Source organism: Pleurocapsa sp. PCC 7319 (assembly GCF_000332195.1).
Taxonomy (GTDB): Bacteria; Cyanobacteriota; Cyanobacteriia; order Cyanobacteriales; family Xenococcaceae; genus Waterburya.
The window spans coordinates 4,385,331-4,399,506 of sequence record NZ_KB235922.1 but is presented as its reverse complement, the minus strand read 5'-3'; the positions used below and the strand labels follow the sequence as shown (position 1 = coordinate 4,399,506).

15 protein-coding genes are annotated in these 14,176 nt (G+C 38.8%); 10 read left to right on the top strand and 5 right to left on the bottom strand.

Translation table 11 applies throughout. From position 1 onward, the window contains the following. The first annotated feature begins 58 nt into the window (after nt 1–58). The 3 genes from PLEUR7319_RS0124085 (at nt 59) to PLEUR7319_RS0124075 (ending at nt 2,140) form a co-directional block, all read left to right on the top strand. A complete protein-coding gene (locus PLEUR7319_RS0124085; RefSeq protein WP_019507793.1) occupies nt 59–277 on the top strand; it encodes a hypothetical protein in 219 nt (72 codons plus the stop codon). Next, nucleotides 278–1,189 carry a HEAT repeat domain-containing protein gene (locus tag PLEUR7319_RS0124080; protein WP_019507792.1) on the top strand — a complete coding sequence of 304 codons (912 nt, stop codon included), beginning with the start codon at nt 278–280 and terminating at the stop codon, nt 1,187–1,189. A 555-nt stretch (nt 1,190–1,744) separates the two neighbouring features. Continuing rightward, entirely contained in the window at nt 1,745–2,140 is a 396-nt protein-coding gene (locus PLEUR7319_RS0124075; protein ID WP_019507791.1) for a response regulator, read from the top strand. A gap of 127 nt (nt 2,141–2,267) precedes the next feature. On the opposite strand, the gene PLEUR7319_RS0124070 is transcribed toward PLEUR7319_RS0124075, so the two are convergent. Next, nucleotides 2,268–2,618 carry a hypothetical protein gene (locus tag PLEUR7319_RS0124070; RefSeq protein WP_019507790.1) on the bottom strand — a complete coding sequence of 117 codons (351 nt, stop codon included), beginning with the start codon at nt 2,616–2,618 and terminating at the stop codon, nt 2,268–2,270. A 219-nt stretch (nt 2,619–2,837) separates the two neighbouring features. Here PLEUR7319_RS0124070 and PLEUR7319_RS0124065 point away from each other — a divergent pair, with 219 nt between their 5' ends. After that, entirely contained in the window at nt 2,838–3,509 is a 672-nt protein-coding gene (locus PLEUR7319_RS0124065) for a Crp/Fnr family transcriptional regulator (protein ID WP_019507789.1), read from the top strand. Nucleotides 3,510–3,723: 214 nt separating this feature from the next. Then, nucleotides 3,724–4,431 carry a Crp/Fnr family transcriptional regulator gene (locus PLEUR7319_RS0124060; RefSeq protein ID WP_019507788.1) on the top strand — a complete coding sequence of 236 codons (708 nt, stop codon included), beginning with the start codon at nt 3,724–3,726 and terminating at the stop codon, nt 4,429–4,431. Between the two features lie 147 nt (nt 4,432–4,578). Here PLEUR7319_RS0124060 and PLEUR7319_RS0124055 read toward each other — a convergent pair whose 3' ends face one another. From PLEUR7319_RS0124055 to PLEUR7319_RS36530, 4 genes are all read right to left on the bottom strand, one after another. Continuing rightward, nucleotides 4,579–5,760: a HAMP domain-containing sensor histidine kinase gene (locus PLEUR7319_RS0124055; RefSeq protein ID WP_026102748.1), complete on the bottom strand. Its 1,182-nt coding sequence runs from the start codon at nt 5,758–5,760 to the stop codon at nt 4,579–4,581. A gap of 667 nt (nt 5,761–6,427) precedes the next feature. Beyond that, nucleotides 6,428–7,165, bottom strand: coding sequence for a DUF2993 domain-containing protein (locus tag PLEUR7319_RS0124050; protein WP_019507786.1), 738 nt, complete (start codon nt 7,163–7,165; stop codon nt 6,428–6,430). A gap of 162 nt (nt 7,166–7,327) precedes the next feature. After that, entirely contained in the window at nt 7,328–8,842 is a 1,515-nt protein-coding gene (locus PLEUR7319_RS0124045) for an FAD-dependent oxidoreductase (protein WP_019507785.1), read from the bottom strand. Between the two features lie 295 nt (nt 8,843–9,137). Further along, nucleotides 9,138–9,416: a WGxxGxxG family protein gene (locus tag PLEUR7319_RS36530; RefSeq protein WP_019507784.1), complete on the bottom strand. Its 279-nt coding sequence runs from the start codon at nt 9,414–9,416 to the stop codon at nt 9,138–9,140. A 381-nt stretch (nt 9,417–9,797) separates the two neighbouring features. Between PLEUR7319_RS36530 and PLEUR7319_RS0124035 the strand changes: the two genes are divergently transcribed. The 5 genes from PLEUR7319_RS0124035 to PLEUR7319_RS0124015 all read left to right on the top strand — a co-directional run bounded on the left by PLEUR7319_RS0124035 (nt 9,798) and on the right by PLEUR7319_RS0124015 (nt 14,111). Beyond that, a complete protein-coding gene (locus PLEUR7319_RS0124035) occupies nt 9,798–11,246 on the top strand; it encodes an ATPase domain-containing protein (protein ID WP_019507783.1) in 1,449 nt (482 codons plus the stop codon). 26 nt (nt 11,247–11,272) lie between these two features. Further along, a complete protein-coding gene (locus PLEUR7319_RS0124030) occupies nt 11,273–11,617 on the top strand; it encodes a response regulator (protein ID WP_237743613.1) in 345 nt (114 codons plus the stop codon). Then, complete coding sequence (locus PLEUR7319_RS0124025) at nt 11,614–12,744, top strand: HAMP domain-containing sensor histidine kinase (protein WP_019507781.1); 1,131 nt, start codon at nt 11,614–11,616, stop codon at nt 12,742–12,744. The genes PLEUR7319_RS0124030 and PLEUR7319_RS0124025 overlap by 4 nt, the downstream gene beginning before the upstream one ends. A 99-nt stretch (nt 12,745–12,843) precedes the next feature. Then, nucleotides 12,844–13,110 carry a hypothetical protein gene (locus PLEUR7319_RS0124020; RefSeq protein WP_192816072.1) on the top strand — a complete coding sequence of 89 codons (267 nt, stop codon included), beginning with the start codon at nt 12,844–12,846 and terminating at the stop codon, nt 13,108–13,110. Nucleotides 13,111–13,148: 38 nt separating this feature from the next. Continuing rightward, entirely contained in the window at nt 13,149–14,111 is a 963-nt protein-coding gene (locus tag PLEUR7319_RS0124015) for a YegS/Rv2252/BmrU family lipid kinase (protein ID WP_071592940.1), read from the top strand. Nucleotides 14,112–14,176 lie beyond the last annotated feature (65 nt).

Sequence of the window (14,176 nt, the reverse complement as noted above, 5' to 3'; positions counted from 1 at the left end):
ATTAGGGTCAACATTTAAAATTAAACAAGATAATATCTTCGTATAGGAAATTAAAAGTATGTCTGACACTCCAGTTACAGCAGAGGAATTGGCAGAACTAATTGTTGAATTTGAAAAATACCGCGAGCGTCTAGTGAACGAAACTATGATCGCGGCTAAAAAAGCCAAGTTATCTAAAAAAGCAACTATGGAAAAATTAGAACCACAACTTGCAGATATTGATGCCAAACTGCAACGACTCCGTGAACAAGAGGCTAATTTGACAGCTAGTAATTAAATGACTAATACGCCCAATCCTGATAAGAATGGCGAAACATTCATCCTTTCTCATTCTGAAACAGATGAACTCCTAGCCAAAGTTAATCAGCAAATTGCTGAGGAAACTTTTAACCACCACGACCAGCATCTGATCAAGCAAATGGTTGAATGTTTGGGCGATACACGGGGTTTAGTCAGAATGTATTATGCAGAAGCATTGGGGAAAGTTGGAAAACCTGCGGTTAATCCTTTAATTGATGCTTTATTGCATCACTCCAATGTAGTTGTTAGAAGAGCAGCAGGAAAGACTTTAACTCTAATTGAAGATCCTCAAGCTGTCCCCCATCTCATCTATGCATTACTCAATGACCAAGATACAGTAGTGCAAGCTTCCGCGATTGGTGCATTAGCTCGGACAGGAGAAGCATCAGTAACTCCCCTATTAAAAGTATTATCTTCGCCAGATTCTACTGAAAGCAACAAAGGTCATGCTGCTTGGGCATTGGCATTTATTGGCTCTCAAGCCAAAGATCAACTATACGAAGCTTATGGCTCTCAATCTCCTGAAGTTAGAGCCGCAGTAGTAGGTGCGATCGCCAAGGTGGCCGAAGAAAATCGTGATGATACTAAAGCATTGAATTTGTTGGTTAACTCCCTAAATGATTCCGCAGCCAATGTACGAAGTGAAGCCGCAGCAGTACTCGGTAACTTAAAATATCAGCCAGCTATTCCCAATCTTAGGAAATTACTGAGTCATTCTGAAGGAGAAACCCGAAAATCGGCAGCCCTGTCTTTAATGAAAATCGGCGATCGCAATTCTATTGAGCCGTTACAAGATGCTCTAAAAACAGAAGCCGATGAAGGAGTCAAAAAGGCGATCGCTCTGGCTATTTCTCTGTTAGAAAGACAAACGGAAGAGGATGATTGGTAAGCTGGTCAAGATCAAATTTGTTGGTTGAAATTGCCCAACGCGGGTGGGCGAAATTTACGGTGGCAAAAATTTTAATTGCCGTTACTCGTTACTTTTTACTCGTTACTTAAAGTGTCTCTATTATTTAACGTGAATTCGATGAGTACAAAATTTAATGGTAAGAAGTAGGGAATCGGGAATAGGCAACAGGCAATAGGCTATATTTTTCGTTCCTATCAGCATTGAAAATAGAGAATATTTTCGAGAATTGCTACCCAAATATCCTTTTTGGCGATCGCTATAACTCTAATTATTGCAGTATCCGCTAGCGGACAGACTTGGTCATAAATTGTATGGGAATATAAGCAGGCTAACCTTAAATAAACGTGAGTTCGAAGTTTGGAATTCGGAGTTAGGAGTTATATTTGTTTAAACGAAAAAATAGGGATTTTAGAGATCTGGAAATTAGAAAGTTGTACAGTTTTTAACTTTTTTCTACTTTGTCGAACTGACGTTAAATAAATAATTTTTCCTAAAAGATCCAAAGTAAGATCGAGTAAGCAAATCAAACTGCAAGTGAGTTCTAGAAGTCTGTTGGTAATTGACGACAACGATGATTTTATTACGTTGGTTAAGTTGTCTTTGGAACTTGATACGGACTGGAAAATTTTTACGGCTTTAGATGGCAGAGAGGGAATTGTTAAGGCACAGAAATTGCAGCCAGATTTAATTTTGCTTGATGTGGCGATGCCCCACCTGGATGGAATAGCTGTATATAAAATACTCAAATCCAATCAGGCGACTCGCTCTATTCCCACTATTTTTTTAACGGCTATGATTGGGATAGAGAAGGCGGTTCAGTTAGAAGTTAACGCAGATGTAGAAGTAATTACCAAGCCCATGAGTATTGTCTTGTTGCAGGAACAAATAATCGATCTATACGAACGGTATTCATTTGCCAGTCAATTGTAGTGAAAATTATATGGGCGGGAAGTTCTTGAATTAAAGCAACTGCGATCGGGAATTTATATCTACAATTTTAGAGTCGGTCATTAAAGTCTAAAATCATACCTCGATCCAGCAACGCCAACAAACAGTACTATATCAAATAGTAAATCAATCGTGTTAATTTGTCTTTTTCTATTTCGTACCTCATAATTTCATCGCCTTTAAGCAGTATGTGGAGATAAATATCTTTATCTTGCGAATTGTCGCTCGGATAATGCTCGACTAACATGATATTACGGGGACACAGATCGAAGTAATCGCCGACCATGCGGATTATTTGTGGCGTGATATCAGCTATTTTTCTATGGGGGAAATGAGTAATATCGGAAGCAACAACTATAGCTTTAATCCAACTGAGCAAATAAATGCGTAGGCGATACTGATTGAGTTCGTCATCTTTTTTTGACTCCCAAGTGACAATGATATTTACTTCGTCAATCAAAATTGCTCAACATACAGACTTGTTTTGCCGACACTAGCTTTAGTCTGTCATAACTTATATCTATATGTCTGACCGTTAACGAACACAGCAACTATGATATGTTTGCTATTCTTAACTTCAGCATCTAATCTGGCTCTTTCAGCTTTTTGTTCCCCAGCATTAATCTGATAGAGTGCAATAGCTTAGTCAAATTCAGTCGGAAAAACAGTTTCCTACACATTGAACGATCCTAAAAACAATCGCATACTATCAACACTGCCTAGCACAGAATACCAACACTTAATTAAACTACTCGAACCAGTCGATCTTACTTTCAATGAAATTCTTTTAGAGGCAGCGCAAAAAAGCGAATTACTTTATTTCCCCACTCAAGGAATCGTGTCTTTAGTCTCAGTTTTGGATGATGGCGCGACTACTGAAATTGGTTTGATTGGTAAAGAAGGAATGGTGGGAACGCTGCAATTTTTGGGAAATGGCATTCTCAACAGCCGTACTATGGTTCAGGTTAAAGGGACGGCAATGCGGATCGAGTCAGAGGTGCTACGAGTTGAATTTGACCGCAGCGAGATACTGCAAAAACTACTGCTGGGCTATGCTTTGAAATTATTTAATCAGGTTAGCCAAGGTGCTGCCTGTAACAATCACCACACCGTCAAACAGCGAACGGCTCGCTGGCTATTAATGCTCGATGACCGTAGTGAGAATAAATTGTCAATGACTCAGCAGTTACTCTCGCAAATGTTGGGAGTGCGTCGCACGGGAGTATCGGAAATAGCTAACGATTTCAAGCAGCAGGGAATGATTAACTATCAGCGAGGTCTAATCACGATCCTCGATCGCCAAGCCCTTGAAGCTCAAGCATGTCAATGTTATCAGCTTGTCAGGGTTTAATCTGTATTTTTGTTTCAAACTCGGATTACGAAAACTTACCAACACATGTGTCCGTAAGCGGACATTGTTTGACTACAATTATTAGTAGCTTATTAAGTGCAGTTTAGTTAAGCTTTAAATCACGTCCAAAAAGCAACTTGTTTAGAGTCTTTAATTAAGAAGCTAATAGTGAAATTTTTAGCTGACTGTAGTTAAATTCAAAATTTAAGTAATTTTGTTTGCTTCTAATTTAAACAAGCCAATCAATCGGCTGCTGGCTGCTTTACCAGGCGAAGATTATCAACGTCTTTATCCTCACCTGCAACCAGTAGAACTTCCTCAGTATAAAATTCTTTACCATGCTGGTGAAGACTATGACTATGCATACTTTCCTTCCCACTCAATTGTTTCTACCGTAGCGATTATGGAAAACGGCTCGACTACAGAGATTGGAATCATTGGCAGTGAAGGTATGGTAGGATTGCCAATTATTTTAGATACTGGCTATACAAATTCTACGGCGATAGTTCAGGTAGGTGGCAATGGCTACAAAATTGCTGCTAAACAACTACAAGAAGAGTTAAACCGCCAGGGTGCATTAAAGCGTCTACTGATGCGTTATGTTCAAGCTCGGTTTATTCAGCTCGGTCAAACCGCTGCCTGTAATCGCTATCATACTGTCGAGCAAAGATTCGCTAGGTGGCTATTAACGGTACGAGATGATATACAACAAGATGAATTTCAATTGACCCAAGAATTTATCTCCCAAATGTTAGGAGTACGCCGTACTGGGGTATCAGAAATAGCTGCTAAATTTCAAAAAGCAGGCATCATCCAGTATAAACGTGGTTTTATTCGCATTGTTTCTTCTCAAAGGTTAGAGGCTGCTACTTGTGAATGCTATCAGTTAATTTATCAGGAATTCTCTCGCTTACTTAAGTAATTCATAAATAGGCGTTGGTCATTAAGTAATGTCTTACATAAAATTACTGCTTGTAGCTATCAGCTTTAAGCTCTAAGCTATAAGCTTTTCAAAGATAAAAATCATACTGATAGCATTACGCATTTACCAAAGCCCATAAATATTATATTAAAGGGGAAAGATTACTTTAAAAGTTGAACCTTTTCCCAGTTCTGAGTCGAGATTAATTGTTCCCTGGAGTAGTTTGACCAGCTTGTCCACAATCGTCAATCCCAAACCAGTACTACCTTCTGAATAGCCTTTTTTTGAGCCAACCCGATAGTAAGGTTCAAAGATTTGAGCCTGAGCTTCTGGATTTAGACCAATTCCTGTATCTGCTACCGTTAAAGACCAGCGATCGCCAGATTCAACCGAACAGGTTACGGTAATAGTTCCCGACTCGGTATAGCGAATGGCGTTACTGACTAAATTAGTTACGATTTGCTGTAGTCTTAGAGAATCAGTTTGTACTTTTTCTGGGGGAATATCGCAGTTGAAGATAATTTCTAAATCTTTCTGATTTGCCGAAATTGTCAGAGTTTCGACGACAATTTGAATTAAAGAACGCACATTACATGGTTCTATGTTTAAAGGTATTTTCCCAGTTTCATAACGAGAAACTTCTAAGATGTCATTAATTAGACGCAACAACTGTCTGCCGTTAGAGACTACTTTTTCCGTCATTTGCAGACTCAAAGATGTTTCATTACCTTTCACCGCTTGCTTTTGCTGTTGTAAGAGCAAGCTAGAGAAACCCATGATTGCATTGAGGGGAGATTTTAACTCATGCGCCATGTGAGACACATCTTCTTTTTGGGTTGCTACCAAACGGGTTAGCTCTTGATTGGTCAAGATTAATTGACTCCGCACCTGTTCCAACTCTTTAAGTCTGGTTGCCAAATAACTTTCTAAGGATAAGGTAATCACACGATCTAACGTAGAATCAATCGTTTTAACTTTTTCTATTATTTCAGTCCCAGAATTAGCTATCAATTCAGGCGTAAGCACATCAAAAATAATTGTGCGTAACAAACTGTACTCCCGTACAATTTCTGCCACATCGTATCCTTGTTCGGCTCTAACAATACCGTGTTCCCAACCGTTATCTTCCAACTTCTGATGGCGATCGCTTATCGATTGAGAGAGTATAGTAGCAAGGGCTTCCATAACCAGAGGAATACTGTTACGGACAGATTTATATGCCAAGTCTTTAGAACTCTCGACATCGACATCTTCACGAATAGCTGCGATCCAACTCTCAATGATAACGTCAGTTTTTGCCAGTAAAGATTTGCCAAGATCTTGACTCATGGGAGATCGATATGTCTGGGCTTCATTAGTAGAATAATATCGATCTCCCAAAAAATAATAGAAACAAATCGTTTCTTAATCTTACTTCAATAGTTGAAACAAAAGTATCAATAATACTGTTAATTGAAACTGATAATATGGAGTTCGTTCAAGCAGCGTATTCTTACTCAACATCAAAAAATATCCTTAAGCTGCTGACTTCTTGCCAAGATAATAAACTAACTATTCATTCAGTTCAACATTTACATTTTCTATCGCTTTTTTATTTCCACGTGAGCATCCAACGAAAAGAATTCGTTATGTCTGAGAGAAACAATTTGTTTCCTAGGAGTTAGACGAGGTGGAAAAAACTTAAATATTTCGCAACTTTCTAATTTCTAAATCTCTAAAGTCCTGATTGTTTCGTTAAGAACAACATAACTCCTAACTTCTAACTCCGAATTCCGAACTCACGTATTTCCCTTTCCTAGGACATCGGTAGTAATTTTTAGATGAGCCACATTCAGTAGATCGAAAAATCATTTTTTAGAACTGCTATGGTCGAGTACTCATCCACCTCGATTGATTATAAGCGAATGTTACGCAGCAATTAATCTGTTTTTTACTGCGTACTGCATAACATCAATTATTAAGATTAAGACTATGATTAATCCATGATTTTTAACTATTAAGCATTAGGAAAATCGGTAATTTCAGCGTCGGCTTCAATAGTTAGCTTGCCCAGATTAACATCTAACTTTCTGACTCTCAAAGACATCGTGTCCAGCTCAAAGTTGCGTAGATCTAATATCTCTTCTGCGCTATCGATAATTGCTTTAGCTACGGCTGTATTGTATTTAGTATCTTGAAGATATTCAATTGATTTTAAATTGATACAGTTACCTTCATTATCTATTTCAGGTATAGCAGTCAAGCTTATCTTTTCATTCTGGTCTGTTTCTACCAAATGAACGTTGGCTTCTAACTTAACCTTGCCTATATCTGGTAAAAGAAAATTGACCTGTTCGATTTTAGCTGTAACCTGTTCTCCGTCTAAATCTATTTTTAAATTTTGTAATTTATCTCTGACATACTCGCAATTAAACGCATTTTGCAGATCTGTTTCTTTTAAAACCACGAGCATTCTAGCGTCAGTAGGCTTACTTAATTCAATATTGCCCATTGCTGCCTTGATAGAATTAATTGAAATGTCATTGGTTTCTATCCTTAGTTTGTCGGCTCGTAATTCTTTCTGCATTACTAAACCTTCACCTTTAACACTGACAGAATCAATTTCTCCCTGCATCAAATCTAAAGGGTTGCTGTGTAGATCTACTTCTAAAGATTCTGCATTGTCTAATGTTGCTTCGATTCCTGCTTTAGCAATATTATTAATTGCTTGTTCGCCTGCACCTGCTGATTTCACGATGTATTATCCTTTTAAAAAACTGACCTGATTACATTTAAGCGAGTAGTCGATCGCAAAAGATACAACTAAGGACTGACTTTGAAAAATTAGTAGTTTGTACCTAAATTGACACTCCCACAACTTAGCTCCTAACGTCGCTTGTCCTATTTGTCTAGACACCTAGACTACTTTTTGTTCTAAGTCTTTGACCGCAGGACCTTGAATTACTTTGCCATCGCAAGTAAAACGTCCTCCATGACAGGGACAGTCCCAACTTTTTTCGGCACTATTCCAGTTGACGATACAGGCTAAATGAGGACAGGTAGCATTTACTGCCGTAACTTTACCTGCTTCATCTTTGTACACTCCGACTTTCTCACCTTTGAGAGTAATGATTTTACCTTCTCCTGGTTTGACATCATCAGTAGACCAATCTTGAATACCTTTGAGTCTGTCCATTACCCAGTGTTTACCCACATCAAGGTTATTTTTAATCGATTCTTGGGTGACAAAAGGAGTTGCGCGCAAGGAGTCGTATAAATCTGCCCAAGGATTAGTTTTGCCTTGAACTAAATCTGCTAGAAGCATTCCCGCCATTGTCCCTTTACTCATACCCCAGAGATTAAATCCCGTAGCGACGTAAATATGTTCATTAGCAGGGGTAAGCTTGCCGATATAAGGTAATTTATCGAAAGACTCGTAATCCTGACTCGACCAGCGATAGTCAATCTTATCGATGCCAAAATGGGAATGGATGTAGCGAGCTAGTTCTTGATAGGATTCTTCGGTTTCGCTTTTTTCTCCAACCTTGTGACCACCACCACCAATTAAAAGTAACAAACCGCCATCTTCTGCGGGAGTGGTGCGAATGGAATGATAGTTGTTTCCTACGCCGATATACATTCCTGCTGGTGCTTTCTCTTCGCTAATCTTTGCCCCAATAATATAGGAACGTTGGGGGTAGGTTTTGGCAAAGAATAATCCCGTATCGACGATTGGCAGATGAGTTGTTAGTAAAACATCTGTAGCCTGTAAAGTAATGCCGTTAGCGTGGACTTTGCAAGGTGTTCCTTCATCTACAGTCTGAACACGACTATCTTCAAAAATATAGCTACCGTTACCAGGAATAGTATTGGCAAGATGTAAGAGATATTTACGAACGTGAAACTGCGCTTGATTGGTAAACTTTATCGCACCTGCAATATCAAAGGGTAGAGTAGTTTCAGTGACAAATTCAGCAGGAAGTCCTAATTTTACGGCTGCATCGTATTCTTTCTGAATTTTGTCTAAATTCTTTTTATCTTCAGCAAAGCTATAGGTATCGTTGCGTTGAAAATCACAGTCGATCCCCTCTTTTTCTACGGTAGCTGCGATAAATTCGACCCCCGCTTGGTTTGATTCACCGTAAAGTCTGGCTGCGTCTTCCCCGTGGCGATCGATTAAAGTTGCATAGATAAGTTGATGTAAAGATGTTACTTTCGCGGTGGTGTGACCACTAGCACTAGCAGCGATTTGCTGTGCTTCAATTAAGGCTACAGTTTTGCCTGCTTTTTTGAGTAAATAGGCTGCGGTAATTCCTGTAATGCCCGCGCCGATAATTGCAACATCTACCGTTACGTTTTCCATTTGGGGAAAAGATGTTGTCTCCGTAGAATCCAACCAAAAAGACTTTGGTTTTCCTGGCAAAGTTGTCATGATATTTGAGGAGTAAGATTTTTATTAGTTGAAAATAGCGATCTCTAAGAATAAGTAATCGGGATTTATCGATCTATTTTCTATTTCAATTAAAACAGATTTAAATCTGTCAACGAATCATTCTCGGGTCGTAATTACTTGTGTATGTCTAACTACATATAGCTAACTGTGTTTTTTAATTTGCAACGATCTATAAAATATCTATAGATAAAAAATAATCAATAATTTTATCCTTAAAAAATATTTAACTTGCAATTATTAATTATTTACTAACCATCGTAAAGGGGTGTAATCTTTAGCGGGTACGTTTGGGTGCTTCTGGGAAGGATTCAATATTTCTAACTTCGTGGCGATCGCTATTATTTTTACCTGCTAATCCACCTAATCCTAATAAACCTAGTAATCCTAGTAAACCCCAGTCAAAGCCATCTTCTTCTTCTATCACTGCAATATTAGGCTCTACATCAGGTTGTACATCTGTCTGAGCTTTGACAGAACTAGTTAATGACAAGAGTGTCAAACTAATTGCCAATAATCCTGTACCTGAAAGCTGATAAATTCTAGCTAAATTCATTATAGTTTGCTCTTAATTTTGCTAAGGTAGATTTTTTTTACTACCAAGATCAGCTTAGGGTTTTATTTATAGTAATCAATCACTCTTTAGGTTTATAAATTAATTTAATACCTTATGTTTTACTACTACTAAAGTATTAAGTTTTTCTGCCCATTACCTTATATTTTCTCTCTATATTTATAGACAGACTATCTAAGAGCAAAACTATGAGAATTTTAATTATATTAATAATTTAATTTGTTTTTTTACTTAAGGAGCAGGCTTCTAAAATTGTAACCACATAAATTAACTTTTCTGACAAATCTTAAAATAAGACAATAATCTGTTTGATTTTATTTACTTAGCTGTAATTTAGGGGAAATCAAAAAAGCAGCAAATTTTATGACGGCGAATCGCGTTTCTACTGGAGTTATTGGTCTAGATAACATCTTATCGGGAGGTTTAATTTCTTCTCAGGCGTATCTAATCAAAGGTCAACCAGGAAGCGGTAAAACAACTCTGGGATTTCATTTTCTCAATGCGGGGATAATTGAAGGAGAAACAGCCTTATTTATCAGTTTTAGCGAGTCAGAAACGAGGCTGCGTCGCAATGCTGCGGGGATAGGACTTAACTTAGATGAGGTAGAATTTCTCGATCTTAGCCCTACGGCGGATTTTTTTGCTAGCGACCAAACTTATGATATTTTTTCTCCTGCTGAAGTCGAACAAGCCCCTGTTACTCAAAGTATTATTGAGGCTATCGATCGCCTCCAACCCCAGAGAATATTTTTGGATGCCATAACTCAATTTCGCTTTCTAGCATCAGATCCGTTTCAATTTCGCAAGCAGGTACAATCTTTATTACGCTTCATCGTCGATCGCGAAATAACCTTGCTGTTTACCTCCGAGGGGAGCGATCGCCATCCCGATGACGATCTTCAGTTTATGAGCGATGGCGTAATTCAGCTACAGATGACTGCTAAAAGACGCAATATTCGGGTGGCAAAATTTCGCGGTTCGGGGTTTATTAGTGGCGATCACGATTTATCTTTAGATGAAGCGGGAATGTCAGTCTTTCCTACCTTAATTCCCGAAGCCTACGAGCGTAAGTTCAAGTTAGAAATGATTTCTTCAGGTATACCCGAAATTGACGAACTTCTGGCTGGGGGAATCGAACGAGGTACGACGACAGTTATCAGTGGTCCATCGGGGGTTGGTAAATCTACTTTAGGGATGCAGTTTATGAAAGAAGCTGCGGGTAGGGGCGAGCGTTCGGTAATCTATGCTTTTGAAGAAGGTATAGAAACTTTGTTAGAGCGTTGCGAGGCGATTAATATCCCCGCTCATGTAATGATCGAACGGGGTACTCTATCGGTGGTGAAGGTAGAACCGCTTAAATATACCCCCAATCAATTTGTACATTTGGTACGTAGCGAAGTAGAAGAACACAATGCTCGCATAGTGATGATTGATAGTACCTCTGGCTATAAACTATCGATGCAGGGAGAAGATCTGATTAGACAGCTACACGCATTGTGCCAGTATCTCAAGAATATGGGGGTGACTGTGATTTTGGTCAACGAAGTTCACAGCATTGCTGGAGGGGAATTTAGCGTTACAGAAATTGGACTTTCGTATCTGTCGGATAATTTGATCTTTTTGCGTTATCTAGAATTAGGAGGACAGTTACGCAAAGCGATTGGGGTGCTTAAAAAGAGAGTATCGAATTTCGAGCGATCGCTACGGGAGTTTACGATTACTAAATACGGTATCAAAGTAGGAGAACCACTGACGCAGTTACGAGGAATTTTAACTGGTGTACCAGAATGGGTCGATGGCACAGATAAATGATAAACAATAAAATAACTCTATTAATCTTGAGCCACAATCAACGCAATCTAGAACTCTTGACTCAAGTATTAGAACAAGCCAACTATCATACTATTGCTACCAATAACTACAGCGAGTTGGCAACAGCTTTAGCCGATTATAAAGGCATAGATTTGGGACTAATCGATTTGGCTGGATGCGATCGCCAGATTTGGGAATATTGCGAACAATTACAATCGGAGAATATTCCGTTTCTAACTTTTACCCCTAAATACAATCCTATAATTGAGAGGGATAGTTTAGTTCATGGTGCCAGTAGCATCGTAATAAAACCTCTGGTAATTCAAAATTTACTTTTACTAATCGATAGCTTAGTAGACAATTCAGGATGAAACGTATTCTCGTACTGGTAGGACACGACAAAAATCGTCATTTACTCTCTCAATATCTCGAAGGACAGTACCAAATCTTGTCTCCTCAAACCGAAAACAATTTTTTAGTTGAAGGAGTGCAACTTCTAGAGTCAGAGTTCGATCTTTGTTTTATTGACTTTAGCACGATTCATCAACTAAGACAGCAAATGCTTGCCAGACGCGATCGAGAGATTCCCCTATTTTTACCATTTGTTTTTCTTACTTCTCTGCAAGATGTTGGGCTTTCTACAGACCATCTAGAACCATTAATCGACGATATTATCTATCTACCAGCCAAAAAAGCTGAGTTACGAACTAAGTTAAGGGTACTGTTGCGATCGCGTTCCTATTCACTACAGCTTCAGGCAGCCCAAGCAGAATTAAACCAAGCTCTGGCTCAAGAAAAAGAACTCAACCAGCTTAAATCGCGCTTTGTCTCCATTGTCTCTCATGAATTTCGTAACCCTCTCAATAGCATTTCAGGTATGGCACAAATTCTGGAAGCTTATGGCGATAAACTTACTCCAGACAAGAAAACAGAAGTTTTTCAGCAGCTAAAGTGTAATGTGACCAAAATGACCGAACTATTGGATGATGTGCTGATTATTAGTCGTAAAGATGTGGGAAAACTGCAATTTAATCCAGCACCTCTAGATTTGGAGTCTTTTTGTCGCGGATTGATTAGTGAAATTCAAACAATTTATAACTACAAACAATCAGTCAACTTTGTCTATCCAGAAATACCTGCAAAACAATTCGCTCTAGATCGCAAGCTACTGCATCATATTTTGACTAACCTACTAGCCAATGCTTGCAAATACTCTCCCCAAGATAGCACGATCGATTTTGAGGTTGACTTTGAGCCTACAAATGAGCTAGTTTTCACGATCCGCGATCGCGGTATGGGTATTCCAGCCAAAGATATCCCCAATTTATTTGACCCCTTTTACCGCGCCAGTAACTCAGAGGGAATTCAGGGTACGGGTTTGGGACTGGCGATCGTCAAACAATATGTTGAATTACATCAAGGGGTAATTTCTGTTGAAAGCGAACTAGAAACAGGCACTACATTTAAAGTTACTATTTCTAGCAAGATTGATAACTGACCACTCATTGAACAATGAACAATGAATATTTTGGTCTTCAAGCCTCTCCAGTAGCTAAGAACAAGTATGACGCAAGGATTCAAGCCTACTTTTAAATCAATGATAAATGCTAAATTTTTTGACTTATTTTCTGGCAACGCTATGGCTAAATTAGTTAAATCTAGCGTCAGTTTTACGAGGGCAGATGTTGAAGACCAAAATACCCTGCTGTGTTTGATTTATGTCCAGCGTCCCGACAATGTTATTGCCTCAGATCGAGAAATCAGCGATCGTTTGACTAGTGAAATTCAAAACCACTTAATACAAAAGAATTTCAAAGCTACTCCTTTAGTCAATGTTAACGTACTAGAACCGCCTAACAATTAACGTAATATTTTAATAGTTAACTTGTAATAATTAAACTTATCATCATGAGTCGCAAAGCCTGTCTAATTTTTAATCCTGTTGCTGGTCAAGGGGATTCCGAACAAGACCTAGCCACAATTAAAAGACATTTAGAACCAGAGTTTACTCTCGATATTCAATTTACTACTGAAGAAGTTGATGGAGGAAAATTAGCTCGTCAAGCTTTAGAAAATGGTACGAAAATAATAATTGCTTCTGGTGGTGACGGCACGGTTTCTGCGGTCACAGAGGTGTTAATCGAAACAGATATTATCTTGGGGGTAATAGCTAGAGGTACAGCTAATGCCTTTGCTAATGCTTTAGGTATTCCCGACACAATAGAAGCAGCCTGCAAAAATATCTTAGCGGGTGCGGTTAAAAAAGTTGATGCAGCAATGTGTAACGACAAGCCGATGATTCTGCTGGCGGGAATTGGCTTTGAAGCTGAAACAGTCCAAGATGCCGATCGCGAAGCTAAAGATCGTTTGGGAATACTAGCTTATGTGCTGTCTGGTTTAAAGCAGTTGCAAGAGTTTGAAAAATTTACCGCCGAGATTGAAACTGAAGACAAGGTAATTACGATAGATGCTAGTGCAGTTACTATTGCTAACGCTGCACCTCCTTCTTCTGTACTGGCACAGGGAACGGCAGGGGTTATTTTTGACGATGGTTTGCTCGATGTTACAATTCTCGCTCCTCAGACCAAAACAGGCGCGATCGTAACATCAATTCAATTACTACAAAGTGGTGGCAACGAACAAACAGTGGAAAGAGAAGGTGTAGGCTATTTACGTTCTAGCTGGGTTAAGGTAACTACCGATCCACCTCAAAAAGTAGTTTTGGATGGAGAAATTGTTGGTAAAACGCCGATTGAAGTCAGATGTATTTCTGAAAGTTTAAACGTTTTTGTTCCTGTAGAAGAAGAAGTCCAGCCTAACGAACAGTTGGATAATTTACCTGGAATAAATATCAAATCGAAATAGCACTAAATAGGCGATCGTTACCAAAAAAGATCCCTAATCTGCTAACTTCTTGGCAAGACAATAAA